General features: G+C 64.0%; 17 protein-coding genes. All 17 read left to right on the plus strand.

The genetic code is table 11. The features are described from left to right. The first annotated feature begins 20 nt into the window (after positions 1-20). The 17 genes from cyoE (at position 21) to IB274_RS13715 (ending at position 14,793) form a co-directional block, all read left to right on the plus strand. The gene (gene cyoE / locus IB274_RS13635) at positions 21-923 is read left to right on the plus strand and encodes a heme o synthase (RefSeq protein ID WP_081518896.1); all 903 of its coding nucleotides are present in this window, start codon (positions 21-23) and stop codon (positions 921-923) included. Positions 924-1,003: 80 nt separating this feature from the next. Beyond that, complete coding sequence (locus IB274_RS13640; protein ID WP_192432463.1) at positions 1,004-1,639, plus strand: SCO family protein; 636 nt, start codon at positions 1,004-1,006, stop codon at positions 1,637-1,639. Positions 1,640-2,253: 614 nt separating this feature from the next. Next, positions 2,254-3,372 carry a Re/Si-specific NAD(P)(+) transhydrogenase subunit alpha gene (locus tag IB274_RS13645; RefSeq protein ID WP_192432464.1) on the plus strand — a complete coding sequence of 373 codons (1,119 nt, stop codon included), beginning with the start codon at positions 2,254-2,256 and terminating at the stop codon, positions 3,370-3,372. Positions 3,373-3,434: 62 nt separating this feature from the next. Next, the gene (locus tag IB274_RS13650; protein ID WP_015474896.1) at positions 3,435-3,749 is read left to right on the plus strand and encodes an NAD(P) transhydrogenase subunit alpha; all 315 of its coding nucleotides are present in this window, start codon (positions 3,435-3,437) and stop codon (positions 3,747-3,749) included. A gap of 1 nt (position 3,750) precedes the next feature. Further along, complete coding sequence (locus IB274_RS13655) at positions 3,751-5,187, plus strand: NAD(P)(+) transhydrogenase (Re/Si-specific) subunit beta (protein ID WP_192432465.1); 1,437 nt, start codon at positions 3,751-3,753, stop codon at positions 5,185-5,187. 187 nt (positions 5,188-5,374) lie between these two features. Beyond that, on the plus strand, positions 5,375-7,108 hold the full coding sequence (locus IB274_RS13660; protein ID WP_192432466.1) for a hypothetical protein: 1,734 nt from the start codon (positions 5,375-5,377) through the stop codon (positions 7,106-7,108). Positions 7,109-7,398: 290 nt separating this feature from the next. Next, positions 7,399-7,617 carry a hypothetical protein gene (locus IB274_RS13665; RefSeq protein ID WP_192432467.1) on the plus strand — a complete coding sequence of 73 codons (219 nt, stop codon included), beginning with the start codon at positions 7,399-7,401 and terminating at the stop codon, positions 7,615-7,617. 47 nt (positions 7,618-7,664) lie between these two features. After that, positions 7,665-8,204, plus strand: coding sequence for a hypothetical protein (locus IB274_RS13670; RefSeq protein WP_192432468.1), 540 nt, complete (start codon positions 7,665-7,667; stop codon positions 8,202-8,204). Between the two features lie 92 nt (positions 8,205-8,296). Then, positions 8,297-8,998 (plus strand): hypothetical protein, encoded by a 702-nt coding sequence (locus IB274_RS13675; RefSeq protein WP_192432469.1) that lies wholly within the window; start codon positions 8,297-8,299, stop codon positions 8,996-8,998. Positions 8,999-9,114: 116 nt separating this feature from the next. Next, the gene (locus IB274_RS13680; RefSeq protein ID WP_192432470.1) at positions 9,115-10,611 is read left to right on the plus strand and encodes an acetyl-CoA hydrolase/transferase family protein; all 1,497 of its coding nucleotides are present in this window, start codon (positions 9,115-9,117) and stop codon (positions 10,609-10,611) included. Positions 10,612-10,639: 28 nt separating this feature from the next. Continuing rightward, complete coding sequence (locus tag IB274_RS13685) at positions 10,640-10,963, plus strand: hypothetical protein (protein WP_192432471.1); 324 nt, start codon at positions 10,640-10,642, stop codon at positions 10,961-10,963. Between the two features lie 5 nt (positions 10,964-10,968). Further along, a complete protein-coding gene (locus tag IB274_RS13690) occupies positions 10,969-11,175 on the plus strand; it encodes a DUF1127 domain-containing protein (protein ID WP_015474893.1) in 207 nt (68 codons plus the stop codon). A gap of 279 nt (positions 11,176-11,454) precedes the next feature. Next, positions 11,455-11,652, plus strand: a complete 198-nt coding sequence (locus IB274_RS13695; protein ID WP_192432472.1) for a DUF1127 domain-containing protein — start codon at positions 11,455-11,457, stop codon at positions 11,650-11,652. Between the two features lie 92 nt (positions 11,653-11,744). Next, a complete protein-coding gene (locus IB274_RS13700) occupies positions 11,745-12,065 on the plus strand; it encodes a DUF2388 domain-containing protein (RefSeq protein WP_081518914.1) in 321 nt (106 codons plus the stop codon). 106 nt (positions 12,066-12,171) lie between these two features. Next, the gene (locus IB274_RS13705) at positions 12,172-12,465 is read left to right on the plus strand and encodes a DUF2388 domain-containing protein (RefSeq protein WP_081518915.1); all 294 of its coding nucleotides are present in this window, start codon (positions 12,172-12,174) and stop codon (positions 12,463-12,465) included. Between the two features lie 37 nt (positions 12,466-12,502). Next, positions 12,503-12,838, plus strand: coding sequence for a DUF2388 domain-containing protein (locus IB274_RS13710; RefSeq protein WP_192294266.1), 336 nt, complete (start codon positions 12,503-12,505; stop codon positions 12,836-12,838). Beyond that, positions 12,835-14,793, plus strand: a complete 1,959-nt coding sequence (locus IB274_RS13715; protein ID WP_192432473.1) for a DUF4105 domain-containing protein — start codon at positions 12,835-12,837, stop codon at positions 14,791-14,793. The genes IB274_RS13710 and IB274_RS13715 overlap by 4 nt, the downstream gene beginning before the upstream one ends. Positions 14,794-14,809: the final 16 nt, after the last annotated feature.

Raw genomic sequence — 14,809 nt, forward strand, 5'->3', positions numbered from 1 at the left:
AGAAGTCAGGAGAAATGCCCATGGCCAGCGTCATCAGCACTTCCAGCCAAGCCAGCTGGCGCGACCTGCTCGAACTGACCAAACCCAAGGTGGTCCTGCTCATGCTGATCACCTCGCTGATCGGCATGCTGCTCGCCACCAAGGCCGGCGTGCCTTGGCAGGTGCTGGTCTTCGGCAACCTCGGCATCGGCCTGTGCGCCGGCGGCGCGGCAGCAGTGAACCACGTTGTGGACCGGCGCATCGACTCGATCATGGCGCGCACCCACAAGCGCCCGCTGGCCGAAGGACGCGTCTCGCCGCCCATCGCGCTGGGCTTTGCCATGCTGCTGTCGGTGGCCGGGATGGCGGTGCTGCTGGTGTTCACGAATGAGTTGACGGCCTGGCTGACGCTGGCTTCGCTGCTCGGCTACGCTGCGCTCTACACCGGCTTCCTCAAGCGCGCCACGCCGCAGAACATCGTCATCGGCGGCCTCGCCGGGGCCGCCCCGCCGCTGCTGGGCTGGGTTGCGGTGACCGGGCAGATCTCCGCCGAACCGCTGCTGCTGGTGCTGATCATCTTCGCCTGGACCCCGCCGCACTTCTGGGCTCTGTGCCTGCACCGCAAGGACGAGTACGCCAAGGCCGACATCCCGATGCTGCCGGTGACCCACGGCGAGCACTACACCAAGCTGCACATCCTGCTCTACACCCTGGTGCTGTTCGCCGTGACGCTGATGCCCTTCGCCATCCACATGGCCGGGCTGGTCTACCTGCTCGCCGCGCTGGCCCTGGGCGCGCGCTTCCTCGACTGGGCCTGGGCGCTCTACTGCGGCAGCCGACCCCATGCGGCGATCAAGACCTTCAAGTACTCTATCGCCTACCTGTTCCTGCTGTTCATCGCGCTGCTGGTGGACCACTACCTGCCGCTGCACCTGAACTACTGAGGCCGGTTCGCGGGTTCGCTCCAAAGGAGCGGCCCCGCGAATCCGGCGCTCGCCCAGACGTCCCGACCCACGAGAACCCCATGTCCCGAGTCAACAAGACCGTCTTCATCCTCGTCGCCATCGTCGCCCTGATCCTCGGCCTTACCGTTCAGAAGGTGCTCAACCAGCGCCACCAGCTCGATCCGACCGTGCTACTCGACGCCGGCATCGTGATCCTGCCGCAAACCCGCAGCGTCCCTGACCTCGCCCTCACCGACCAGGACGGCCAGCCGTTCCAGACCGCCAGCCTGAAGGACAAGTGGTCGCTACTGTTCTTCGGTTACACCTTCTGCCCGGACGTCTGTCCCACCACCCTAGCGCAACTGCGCGAGCTGCAGAGCAAGCTGCCGCCAGAAGTGGCGAAAAACCTGCAGGTGGTGTTCGTCAGCGTCGACCCGCACCGCGATACAGCGCCGCGCATCAAGGAATACCTCGGTTTCTTCAATGCCGGCTTCAAGGGCATCACCGGCTCGGAAGAGAACGTGCAGAAGCTGGCCAACGCCATGAGCATCCCCTACATCCCGGCCGACACCAGCAAGCCCAACTACACCGTCGACCACAGCGGCAACCTGGTCATCATCGGCCCGGACAACACCCAGCACGGCTTCATCCGCGCCCCGCTGCACAACGACAAGCTGGTCGCCCAGCTGCCTGGCGTGGTCAACGCCAGCAACTGACCCGCGACACCGTGTCCCACCCCCAACGGCCACCCGATAAAGGTGGCCGTTGTTTTTTCCGTGTCACTCCCGCTTTCCCCGGACAAATCCGAACTTTCTGCTAAACCTCTTCTCAGGGCTCTGGCGCGGTGTAACACGCGGCCTTGAAGCTTCCCACCGAAATTCCTGACCCCGTAGTCAATGTAAAAAATCTGCTACAGGAAATCAGGCATCAGGAATGACTCATACTCCATATTAGAAACATTAATTAACACCTATGCCTGAGCCTGTTGCAGGATTACCGGGCCTTTCGGTGGGCATGGGGAGCCTCTGATGGGTGGTCATTCACGGCGAGGATGACATTTCCGTCCGGTCACAATAGGCAATTAGGCTAAACGCCAGGGCTCACGCGGCCTCGGCGGCGACCGGAAAACCACGAGTCCAAACGTGACTTGTAGTTATCGCTTCGTACCACTCCAGAACTTCTTGATGCCCTCCAGGTTCGATTGCACAATGCCGCGGCCACCGGGTCACAGCCCGGTCACAAAATAAGAACTAGACCGTTGCCAGTTAGATAACCCGGGTCGCCGACGTAGTAACCCGGACAATCCCAGGATCACGCAGGAGATTTGCAAGTGCAGATCGGTGTACCCCTCGAGACCCAAGCCGGTGAGACGCGGGTCGCAGCAACGCCGGAGACGGTCAAGAAACTGATCGGGCAGGGCCATCAGGTCGTCATTCAGAGCGGTGCGGGCGTCAGCGCCAGCCAGCCGGATGCCGCCTATGAAGCCGTTGGCGCGAAGATCGGCACTGCCGCCGATGCCTACGGTTCGGAGCTTGTGCTGAAGGTTGTCGCGCCCAACGAAAGCGAGCTGGCGCAGATGAAGCCGGGTACCGTGCTGATCGGCATGCTCAACCCGTTCAACAACGAGAACATCGCCCGCATGGCCGAACGCGGCGTTACCGCCTTCGCCCTCGAGGCCGCGCCGCGTACTTCCCGCGCGCAGAGCCTGGACGTGCTCTCATCCCAGGCCAACATTGCCGGCTACAAGGCCGTGTTGCTCGCTGCCCACCACTACCCGCGCTTCATGCCCATGCTGATGACCGCCGCCGGCACCGTTAAGGCCGCGCGCGTGCTGATCCTCGGCGCCGGAGTTGCCGGCCTGCAGGCCATTGCCACGGCCAAACGCCTGGGTGCGGTGATCGAAGCGTCGGACGTACGTCCGGCGGTGAAGGAGCAGATCGAGTCCCTGGGCGCCAAGTTCGTCGACGTGCCCTACGAGACCGATGAAGAGCGCGAGTGCGCCGAAGGCGTTGGCGGCTACGCCCGCCCGATGCCGGCTTCGTGGATGGAGCGCCAGGCCAAGGCCGTGCACGAGCGCGCCAAGCAGTCGGACATCGTCATCACCACCGCGCTGATTCCGGGCCGCAAGGCGCCGACCCTGCTGCATGAGGCGACCGTCGCCGAAATGAAGCCGGGCTCGGTAGTCATCGACCTCGCGGCATCGCAAGGCGGCAACTGCCCGCTGACCGAGGCCGACCAGGTCGTGGTCAAGCACGGCGTGACCATCGTCGGCCTGAGCAACCTGGCCGCGCTGGTGCCGGCGGATGCCTCCGCACTCTACGCACGCAACCTGCTCGACTTCCTCAAGCTCACTCTGACCGCCGAAGGCTTCACGGTGAACCTGGAAGACGACATCGTCGCCGCGTGCCTGATGTGCCGTGACGGCCAGATCGTGCGCAAGAACGGCTGAAGCCCTTCTTATATAAGAACGCGCCGGACCCCGCGTCCGGCCCTGAAGACCGGTGAGAAACTATGGAAGACATGCTGATCTCCCACGGCATCTACAACCTGATCATCTTCGTGCTGGCGATCTACGTCGGCTACCACGTGGTCTGGAACGTCACCCCTGCCCTGCACACCCCGCTGATGGCAGTGACCAACGCCATCTCGGCCATCGTGATCGTCGGCGCCATGCTGGCCGCCGCCCTGACCGTCACCCCGCTGGGCAAGGCCATGGGCACACTGGCCGTGGCCCTGGCTGCGGTGAATGTGTTCGGTGGCTTCCTGGTCACCCGCCGCATGCTGGAAATGTTCAAAAAGAAAGCGCCGAAGGCGGAGAAGCACTGACATGAGCATGAACCTCGTCACCCTCCTCTACCTCATTGCCTCGGTCTGCTTCATCCAGGCCCTGAAAGGCCTGTCGCACCCGACCACGTCGCGCCGCGGCAACCTGTTCGGCATGATCGGCATGGCCATCGCCGCGCTGACCACCGTCGCCCTGGTGTTCAAGATCAGCAGCGAGATCGCCACCACCGGCATCGTCTACGTGATCATCGGCCTGCTGGTCGGCGGCACCGCCGGTTCGATCATGGCCAAGCGCGTCGAGATGACCAAGATGCCGGAACTGGTCGCCTTCATGCACAGCATGATCGGCCTGGCCGCCGTGTTCATCGCCATCGCCGCCGTGGTCGAGCCGCAGTCGCTGGGCATCGTGCAGAACCTGGGCGACACCATCCCGACTGGCAACCGCCTGGAGCTGTTCCTCGGCGCGGCCATCGGCGCCATCACCTTCTCCGGTTCGGTGATCGCCTTCGGCAAGCTGTCGGGCAAGTACAAGTTCCGCCTGTTCCAGGGCGCCCCGGTGCAGTTCACCGGCCAGCACATGCTCAACCTGGTGCTCGGCCTGACCACCCTGGGCCTGGGCCTGCTGTTCATGTTCACCGGCAACCTGACCGCCTTCGTCGTGATGCTGGCCCTGGCCTTCATCCTCGGCGTGCTGATCATCATCCCGATCGGCGGCGCGGACATGCCGGTCGTGGTGTCGATGCTGAACTCCTACTCCGGCTGGGCCGCGGCAGGTATCGGCTTCTCGCTGAACAACTCGATGCTGATCATCGCCGGTTCCCTTGTGGGCTCCTCGGGCGCGATCCTCTCCTACATCATGTGCAAGGCGATGAACCGCTCGTTCTTCAACGTCATCCTCGGTGGCTTCGGCGCCGAAGCGGACGCTGGCGGCGCGGCGGGTGCGAAAGAAGCCCGCCCGGTGAAATCCGGTTCGGCCGACGACGCCTCCTTCCTGCTGACCAACGCCGACAGCGTGATCATCGTTCCCGGCTACGGCCTGGCGGTGGCCCGTGCTCAGCACGCGCTGATGGAACTGGCCGAGAAGCTGACCCATCGCGGCGTCAACGTGAAGTTCGCCATCCACCCGGTTGCCGGCCGTATGCCGGGCCACATGAACGTCCTGCTGGCCGAGGCCGAAGTGCCTTACGAGCAGGTGTTCGAGATGGAAGACATCAACTCCGAGTTCGGCCAGACCGACGTGGTGCTGGTACTGGGCGCCAACGACGTGGTGAACCCGGCCGCGAAGAACGATCCGAAGTCGCCGATCGCCGGCATGCCGATCCTCGAGGCCTACAAAGCCAAGACCGTGATCGTCAACAAGCGCTCGATGGCCAGCGGCTATGCCGGCCTGGACAACGAACTGTTCTACCTGGACAAGACCATGATGGTCTTCGGCGACGCCAAGAAAGTCATCGAAGACATGGTCAAGGCAGTCGAATAACCTCGATCGTCGCCCTACAAGACACCGGCCTAGCGCCGGTGTCCTTGTTTTTGCCGACGCATTAGCCTGTAGCCATGCAACGTGGTTAGATAACGCCGCCGGCTCCTCCGGAGAGGGGAAGTGTCAGGCACCTATGACCGTCATGGCGCGTGCGCCAAACTACAACAAGAAAGCCAAAGAAGTCACGATGACAACTACCAGCATTTCGCAGCGACAGTACTCGCTGGGCAACGCCCTCAGCGTGTTCGCCGCCCTGGTCTATATCGCGTTCTACCTTTTGGGCTACTTCTTCATCGAGGAAGACAGCTACATCTATTTCCGAGTCGCCGAGAACATCGCTCACGGCTATGGCTACGTGTTCAATATTGGCGATATCCCGATCGAGTCGGGCAGCGGACCACTGTGGCAATTCCTGCTGGCGCTCGGCGTGCTGCTCGGCTGCAACGTGGTGGTGCTGGCGAAGCTCATGGGGATGCTCTTCGGTCTGGCTACCCTGTATGTCTTCCATCACACCGCCGGCCGGCTCTCAACGCCCGTTGTGGCGGGCTGGCTGACCCTCGCGCTGGCAGCCAGCGTCCCCTTCATCTGGTGGACCGGCAGCGGCCTGGAAGTATCGCTCTATACCCTCCTGCTCAGCGTCTGCGTGGCAGTGGCCTGCGCGCCCGAACCGTACCGTGACGGCTGGCTGAGCGTGCTGCCGTTTGCCCTGCTGCTCTTCGCCCGCCCCGAAGCCTTCATCAGCGTGGGCGTATTTGTCCTGTATCTGCTCGCGAGCGACCGGCGCGCCTTAGCGTTCCGAACGCTGCTGCTGGCCGCACTGAGCTACGGCGGGTACCTGGTGTTCCGCTACTTCTATTTCGATGAAGTGCAGATCAGTGCCTTCTACGCAAAGATCTCGGTCGATGGTGTGCTCTGGGACTACCTCTGGACAGCCCTGCGCCAGTACCGCCTGGTGTACCTGCTGGCGCTTGTGTTGCCAGCCGCCCTGCTGTGGCGTCGCGACGCCGCCAATGGCCCCTTCGTCCTGCTGCTGCTCTTGAGTTGCGGCGGGCTCTACTTCGCCGCCGCCAATTACGACTTCAAGATCTACCATCGCTTCTTCGCCCACAGCCTGCCGGTGTTGCTGCTGCTGGTCGCCGTCGCGATAGCGCGTCTGCTGGCATTCGCGCCGAAGACGCTCAAGCCAGTTCTGGTCGGCTACGTCGCCGTCGCCTGCATCGCCGTGGCGTGGATGCCGCGTGTGCCGGGGCTGTTCGAACACACCCGCAACCCGTTCTATACCGTGCTGGACCTGCTGCGCGAGCAGCCGGCCACGACCCTGTCGGCACTCGGCTCGAAGCTGGCCGCCCCGCATGCCACCACCGTCCTCGATGACACGCTGCAGGCCCGCGTACCCTACGTCATCAACGCGAACTACCAGGCACTGGTCGGCCACTTCCTGCATGACAACTACCCGCAAGGACTGACCATCGGCTACGACCAGATGGGACAGACTCCGTACTTCGCCGGCGCGCAGCAAAACTTCGTCGACTTCCTCGGCCTGGCGACGCGCCCGATCTCGCTGTATTACTTCAACCAGAACGCCCGCGACAGCAAGAGCAAGACCCTCTACAAGCAGGTGGTCGACCCGCTGCTGCAACACCAGCGCCCGGAAGACCGCGATATCGACCAGCAAGGCGCGCTCGCATCGGTGGAGCAATCCAATCCCGACGTCATCATCATTCACACGCTGGTCGCCAGTTCCGACAAGACGCTCACCTACCACGTGCGCAACAGCGACTGGTTCAAGCAGAACTACGTGCTGCGCTACAGCCTGGCCACCTGGCTGCTGGTCTACGAGCGCAAGGACCTGTCGTTCCCGCTCAAGGCGAAGAACCTGCCGGCAGCCCTGCAGTTCCGCGAGATGCCGGACAACGGCTAATTGCGGCTCCACTAACCGCTCGCGCCGAGCCTTCCCCGCGTAGCGTCCGAGCCGGTACACGGTGGGCGCCGCGCCCCAACAGCAAAGATGACAAGAATCTACGCCATGTCCGCCCCCACGATGTCCACCCGAGAAAACCTGACGGGCCGCATGCTCGCCCTGCTGGCGCTATTCCTCTACTTCGTCCTCACGGCGCTCGCCTACTTCTATATCGAGGAAGACAGCTACATCTATTTCCGCGCCGCGGAAACATCGCAAATGGCTACGGATACGTCTTCAACATCGGCGACATGCCGGTCGAGACCGGCAGCGGGCCACTCTGGCAGTACCTGCTGGCCCTGGGCATCTACCTTGGTGCCACGCCGATCCTGATGGTCAAGCTACTAGGCCTGGCCTGTGGCCTGGGCACGGTGTACCTGGTGTACCTGGCCGGCCGAAACTTCGCCAACCCGGCCTGGGGCGGAGCCGCGGCACTAATGATCGCCGGCAGCACCCCATTCGTGTGGTGAGCCAACAGCGGCCTGGAACTGGCGGCCTACACCCTGCTGCTTTCGGGTTGCCTGCTAATCAGCTCGCGTCCGGTAAAGATCGGCTGGCTGCCCGCTCTGCCCTTCGCCCTGCTACTGTTCGCGCGCCCGGAAGCTTTCCTGGTGGTACCGTTCTTCATTTCTTCGCCTTCACCCGACAGCGCGCATTCGCCCTGCGTATCTTCGCGCTCTGCGCGGCGAGCTATTCGGCGTACCTCTTGTTTCGCTTCTTCTACTTCGGCGAAGTCCAGATCAGCGCGTTCTACGCCAAGATCACAGCGGAAGGCACCCACTGGCCCTACGTCTGGTTCGTCCTCCAGGAGCTGCGCATCGTCTACCCGATCGCCCTGGCGATTCCGGCGGCCCTGCTGCTGCGCCACATGCAGCAGCAGGCGCACTTCTCCCTGCTAGTGGCGTTGTCGCTAATGGGAATCTTCTTCGCCGGCTCGAACTTCGACTTCAACCCTACTTCCGCTTCTACACGCTCGCCCTACCCCAGTTTTATCTGCTGTTTGCCTGCGCGGGCTACGCGCTCAGCCAGCTTTCCTGGCGCCCGGCTCGCGCCGTAGTCGCGCTGTACGCCTTCTGCGCGGTGATCGCCGTTATTTGGATTCCGCGCATCGAGTTGTTTGCTGGCCGCAGACCCAACGCGCTGCTGCTGATGGGTCGCCTAGTGGTGGAGGATCCGGCTGGCGCGTTGGCGTCGTACCGCGACAAGCTGCGCGACCCGCAAAGCCACGTACCGCTCGACGACGCGCTGGCACAGCGCTCGCCGATGCTGGCTGCACAGAGCCTCGACGGCAACTACCAGGCCGCCATCGGCCACTTCCTGCGGGAGAACTACCCCGACGGCCTGTGCATCGTCTACGACCAGATGGGACAAACCGCCTACCTGGCCGGCATTCAGCAGCAGTTCGTCGACCTGCTCGGCCTCGCCTCGCCCCCGGTGTCGCTGTACTACTTCAACCTCAACGCCGCCAACAACAGCGCCAAGCAGCTTTACAAGCTCGTGGCCGACCCGCTGATCGGCCTGCGTTCCAACGCTGATCACGACATAGGCCTGGAGGGCGCAATGCAATATGTCTACGACAAGAACCCGGACGTGGTGCTGATCCACGGCTTCGTCACGCGCAACCCGCTGACGCTCACCTACCACCTGTCCAACAGCCAGTGGCTACTCGACAACTACGTGCCGCGCTATCGACTGGCACACTGGGTAACTGTCTACGAACGCAAAGATCGTCAATACCCGCTGAAGGCCGTCAGCTTCCCGCCGGTACTGGAGTTCGAATCTCTCCAGAACTCCGCTCATCGGCCCCTGGCCGCTGACGGAGCGGCCATTGACTTCAGGCAACCCGCATGAACTTTGGTAGTAAGAAGGCAACCAGCCGGGTGATTTTGCGACCTTGGTATAAGAGCCAAAAATCGCCGAATCCCTAGACTGGCCGCCTCGCACTTCCTACTGCCCGAGGTTTTCCCATGTTCCGTGATCGCGTGCGTATGTCCTCCCTGTTGGACAAGGTGATGACTGCCGACCAGGCCGCGGCCCTTATCAAGGACGGCATGACCGTCGGCATGAGCGGTTTCACCCGTGCCGGCGAAGCCAAAGCCGTACCCAAGGCCCTCGCCGAGCGCGCCAAGCAGGAGCCGCTGCGCATCAGCCTGATGACCGGCGCCAGCCTGGGCAACGACCTCGACAAGCAGCTCACCGAAGCCGGCGTCCTGGCCCGTCGCATGCCCTTCCAGGTCGACAGCACCCTGCGCAAGGCGATCAACGCCGGCGAAGTGATGTTCATCGACCAGCACCTCTCCGAGACCGTCGAGCAACTGCGCAACCACCAGCTCAAGCTGCCGGACATCGCCGTCATCGAAGCCGTCGCCATCACCGAAGAAGGCCACATCGTGCCGACCACTTCGGTGGGCAACTCGGCCAGCTTCGCGATCTTCGCCAAGCAGGTGATCGTCGAGATCAACGTCGCGCACAACACCAACCTGGAAGGCCTGCACGACATCTACATCCCGACCTACCGCCCGACCCGCACGCCGATCCCGCTGACCAAGGTCGACGACCGCATCGGCAGTACCGCCATCCCGATCCCGGCGGAAAAGATCGTCGCCATCGTCGTCAACGACCAGGCGGACTCCCCGTCCACCGTGCTGCCGCCGGACGACGAAACCCAGGGCATCGCCAACCACCTGATCGACTTCTTCAAGCGTGAAGTGGACGCCGGCCGCATGAGCAACAGCCTCGGCCCGCTGCAGGCCGGCATCGGCAGCATCGCCAACGCGGTGATGTGCGGCCTGATCGAGTCGCCCTTCGAGAACCTGACCATGTACTCCGAAGTACTGCAGGACTCGACCTTCGACCTGATCGACGCCGGCAAGCTGCGCTTCGCCTCTGGCAGCTCCATCACTCTGTCGACGCGCCGCAACGCCGACGTGTTCGGCAACCTGGAGCGCTACAAGGACAAGCTGGTACTGCGCCCGCAGGAAATCTCCAACCACCCCGAAGTGGTCCGTCGCTTAGGCATCATCGGCATCAACACCGCTCTGGAATTTGACATCTACGGCAACGTGAACTCCACCCACGTGGGCGGCACCAAGATGATGAACGGCATCGGCGGCTCGGGCGACTTCGCCCGCAACGCGCACCTGGCCATCTTCGTCACCAAGTCCATCGCCAAGGGCGGCAACATCTCCAGCGTGGTGCCGATGGTCAGCCACGTCGACCACACCGAGCACGACGTGGACATCCTCGTCACCGAAGTCGGCCTGGCGGACCTGCGTGGCCTGGCACCGCGCGAGCGCGCCCGGGTGATCATCGACAACTGTGTGCACCCGTCCTACCGCGACGCCCTGAACAGTTACTTCGATGCCGCCTGCGAGCGCGGCGGCCATACCCCGCACATCCTGCGCGAGGCCCTGGAGTGGCATATCAACCTGGAAGAACGCGGCCACATGCTGGCGGCGAGCTGATTCCAGACGCTTTGCGGGTCATTCAGCAATGAATGGCCCGCAAGGGTTTACAGCCGGAAAAAAACCACGTAAAAACACTCCTGAACAGATTTTTATCCCGCTCCAACTGTTCAGCTTCCCCCGCGGCCATCTTGGCCGGCAGCCTCGAAAAACCTCAGACACCTACCAATTGCGCACCAGAATGGAGCGCAACGGTACAGTTCGCCCCGAAAAAGACCATTACAGTTCAAAATTACAATCGCCTGACCAGCCGCAATACAGTGCAACTGTACCTGTCATCCTTGACCAAAAAGTCAGATCATATGCTCAATCCATTCAGCAACTGACTACTCGCCACAAGCGAGAAGGATGACCACCATGGAACGTACCCTCGGTTCCGCAGCCCTCAGCACCACCCGTAGCACCTCCAGCGCCCACCGTGGCCTCGTCGGCACTGTTCGCCTGTGGCAGCGCCGCATGGAAAGCCGCCGTCAGCTGGCTCGCCTGGACTCCCGCCTGCTGGCCGACGCCGGCATCAGCGAAGCCCAGCGTTACGCCGAACTGAACAAGCCGTTCTGGCGCTGATCCAACAGTACAACTGAGCCGCACCTTCCAGGCTCGCCCTAACTGTACTGGTAGATTGCCTGAGGCCGCTCACCTGGAGCGGCCCTTGGCATTCTGGAAACCCGCTTTTTTGTACCGTCTCCCTCGCTGATCACAGAACAGCCAGCTGCAACCACGGCGGTACAGTTCTGAATTTCGCTTCGCTGTACTCCCGCAATTACCCTTCGCTGCCTCTAATGCGCCGGCTCGACGAATGCGAGCCTGTACCGACAGTCCACCACGGTCACGAGGAGGCCCGTCATGGAACGCGCACTGTCATCCGATCTGCCCACTCCGGCCCCCGCCCTGCTACGTCGTCTACCAGCCTTGCTTGGCGAATGGCTGCGCAATGCCCGCACCCGCCGTCAGCTCGCCGAACTCACCAGCCAGCAACTGGCCGACATCGGCATCAGCCCCAGCGAACGTATACGGGAAATCTCGAAACCATTCTGGCGCTGAATGCTGGTGACGCCGGTCAGTCTTGGCTAGTCTGAGCACAGTTAGAGTGGCCGCCCCGGCCACCTTTGCTTGGTCTTATCCGGAGCCACTCCATGAAGAACAGCCTTCGCCTGATCGCTGCCGCCGCCTTGATCGGCTGCGCCACTGGCGCCTATGCCACCAGCTTCGTCTACACCACCGACCTGTCGGTGCGCGCCACCGGCGCCACTTCCGACGGCACCTCGGACCTGAGCAACTCCTTCAAGGACGACAAGATCGTTCTCGAAGCCCGTGACGACGCGGCCACCTTCGTTGCCAGCCAGGGCCAGATCCGCGGCGCGCACCTGGAAGCCGCCCTCGCCCACATCCGCAGCAAGCTGCCGACCCTGGCCGCCAATGACCAGCAGCTGGCCCAGGCCATCCTGACCATCTGATCGGCTGAACCCTCCGCGCCGGGCGCTCCGCCCGGCGCTCTGCGCTGGCTCTCGCCCGCGCATTCCGTTAGCCTTGGCGGCCGTGCTTTCTCGATTGTCCAAGCCCATGCGTACCCTGCTGTTCCTGCTGCCGCTGCTGACCTGTTCGCTGCCCGCCTGGGCATTCGACCAGACCACCCAGTTTCCGGTCGCGACCAGCTACGCCACCAGCCAGGTCACCAGCGCGCCCTTCGACAACAAACTGCTGCGCGGCGCCCGCGACGACGCGGCGCAGTTCGTTGCCACCGATGGAGCCCTGCGCGGTGCCCGCCTGGAGGCAGCGCTGCACTGGCTGCGCCAGCGGCATCCGGAGCTGGCGGCGAACGATCGGGAACTGGCCGAAGCAATTCTTGCCAAATAAGTCGTGAGCAGCTCCCGCTGCCCTTTCGGAGACATCCATGCGCCTCAGCTCGCTTTCCAAGAGCCCCCTGATCCTCGGCCTCCTCCTTGCCGCCTGCGCCTCCACCGCCCAGGCCCAATCGGTGATCCGCGTGTTCAACATCACCACCAACGCCTTCGCCCGCAGCATCGACTTCACCTCGGACACCACCACCTCCGTGCGTGACATGAAAGTCGTCCGCGAAGCCCGTGACGATGCCGCCAGCTACGTTGGCAGCGACGGCGCGATCCGTGGTGCGCAACTGGAAGCCGCGTTCAAGGTACTGCGCGAGCAGGTGCCGCAGGCTCGCGAAGCCTCCGACCAGGACCTGGCCGAAGCCATCCTCGCTCTGTGAGACTCCGGGCTGGCCGCTGGCTGGCGGCCCTGGCACTGCTTGTCGCCGCCAGCAGCCACGCCGCGCTCCGCCTGGAACTGGAAGCCGACGGCCTGAACGCCGCCCAGCGCCAGGCCAGCCAGCAACTGCTGGACGAAGCCCTCCACACCCTGCCGGACAGCTTCGTGCAGCACCTGGACCGCAGCGTCCAGGTGCAGTGGCGCGACGACCTGCCCAGCAATGGCATGGGCCGCACCCTGCGCCCCGGCGCCATCGCCCTGAATACCCGCTATCTCGGCCCGCTCACCGACGGCAGCGCCGCCACCGAGCAGACCGGCCGCACCCACGGCACCCTGCGCCGCGAACTGCTGGCCACCCTGCTCCATGAGCTGACCCACCTCTACGACCGCGCGCGCCTCTGGGATACCGACGAAGGCCGGGTGATCCGTCGCTGCACGATGCGCGACAAGAGCCTGGGTCGCGTCGGCGCACCGGACGATTGCCACGGCCAGACCGGCCGCCGCTTCAGTCTCTCGGACGACCCTCGCCTGCTCGACCTTGCCGGCTGGCCGCAATACGCCGGCAAACATGGCGAGCGCGAACAGCACAACCGTTTCCTGCTGCGCAGCCCGGACCGCTACGAGCTGACCAACCCGCGCGAGTACGTCGCGGTGAACATGGAGTACTTCCTCCTCGACCGCAGCTTCGCCTGCCGCCGCCCGGCTCTGTACCGCTACTACGCGGAACGCTTCGGCGAGCGCCCGCACGACGAATGCTCGACCCGGTACGCCTACCTCAACGCCGGCCGCGACTTCGGCCGCCAGCCACTGGGCTACCTCGACCCGGAGCGCGTCTACGAGGTCGACTATCTGATCGCCGAGGCCAACACCGAGATCGCCAGTCGCTGGGGCCACACCATGCTCCGCCTGGTGGTCTGCGCGCCGGGTCGACCGCGCGGCCCCGCCTGCCGCCTGGACCTGGACCAGCATCTGGTGCTGTCCTACCGCGCCTTCGTCGGCGACCTGCAGCTCTCCAGCTGGGACGGCCTGACCGGCGCCTACCCCTCGCGCCTGTTCGTGCTGCCGCTGTCCCAGGTGATCGAGGAATACACCAAGGTCGAGCTGCGCAGCCTCGCGTCCATTCCGCTCAAGCTCAGCCGTGACGAAGTCGCCAGCCTGGTGGAGCGCGCCGCACAGAGCCACTGGAGCTACGACGGCAATTACTACTTCCTGTCCAACAACTGCGCGGTGGAGACGCTCAAGCTGCTGCGCAGCGGCATCCAGCGCCAAAGCCTGCAGACCATGGACAGCATCACGCCCTACGGCGTACTCGGCCTGCTGGAGAACAAGGGCATCGCCGACGCCAGCGTGCTGGACAACCCCAAGGAAGCCCTGCGCCTGGGCTACCGCTTCGACTCCTTCCGCGACCGCTACCAGGCCATGTTCGACGTGCTGAAGCAGCGCATGAACGTCCCGCAGGACAAGGTCGAGGACTGGCTCGCCCTCCCCGCCGTCGACCGCCGCCCCTGGTTCGACAAAGCCGACCTGCGCTCCAGCGCCGCCCTGCTGCTGCTCGAACAGGCCTCGCTGCGCCGCCAACTGCTGTTGGCCCAGGACGAACTCAAGCGCCTGTACCTGAGCAACCCGGACGCCATGAACAGCAAGCCGGACCTTGCAGCGGCCGGCAAGACACTGCAGCAGATCCTCGACGACAGCGGCTTCCTCAGCCGCCCGGCCGAGCTGCTCGACGGCGGTTACGGCCTGCCCCAGGTGTCGGACACAGCGACCCTGGAGAAGCAGACGCAGCAACGCCAGCAGCGTCTGCGCCAGCTCAGCGACAACCTCGACCGCGAAGTACGCGCCCTGCTCACTCCGGAGCGCCGTGACGAGTTGGCCGCGCTGGAAGCCAACACCAAGCAGATCGGCGCGCACCTGCGCGAGCTGCACAAGGCGTCAGGCGGGCTGGAGCTGCCCTGACAGCCTCCGGACAGCC

The organism is Pseudomonas sp. PDM18, from assembly GCF_014852585.1.
Lineage (GTDB): Bacteria > Pseudomonadota > Gammaproteobacteria > Pseudomonadales > Pseudomonadaceae > Pseudomonas.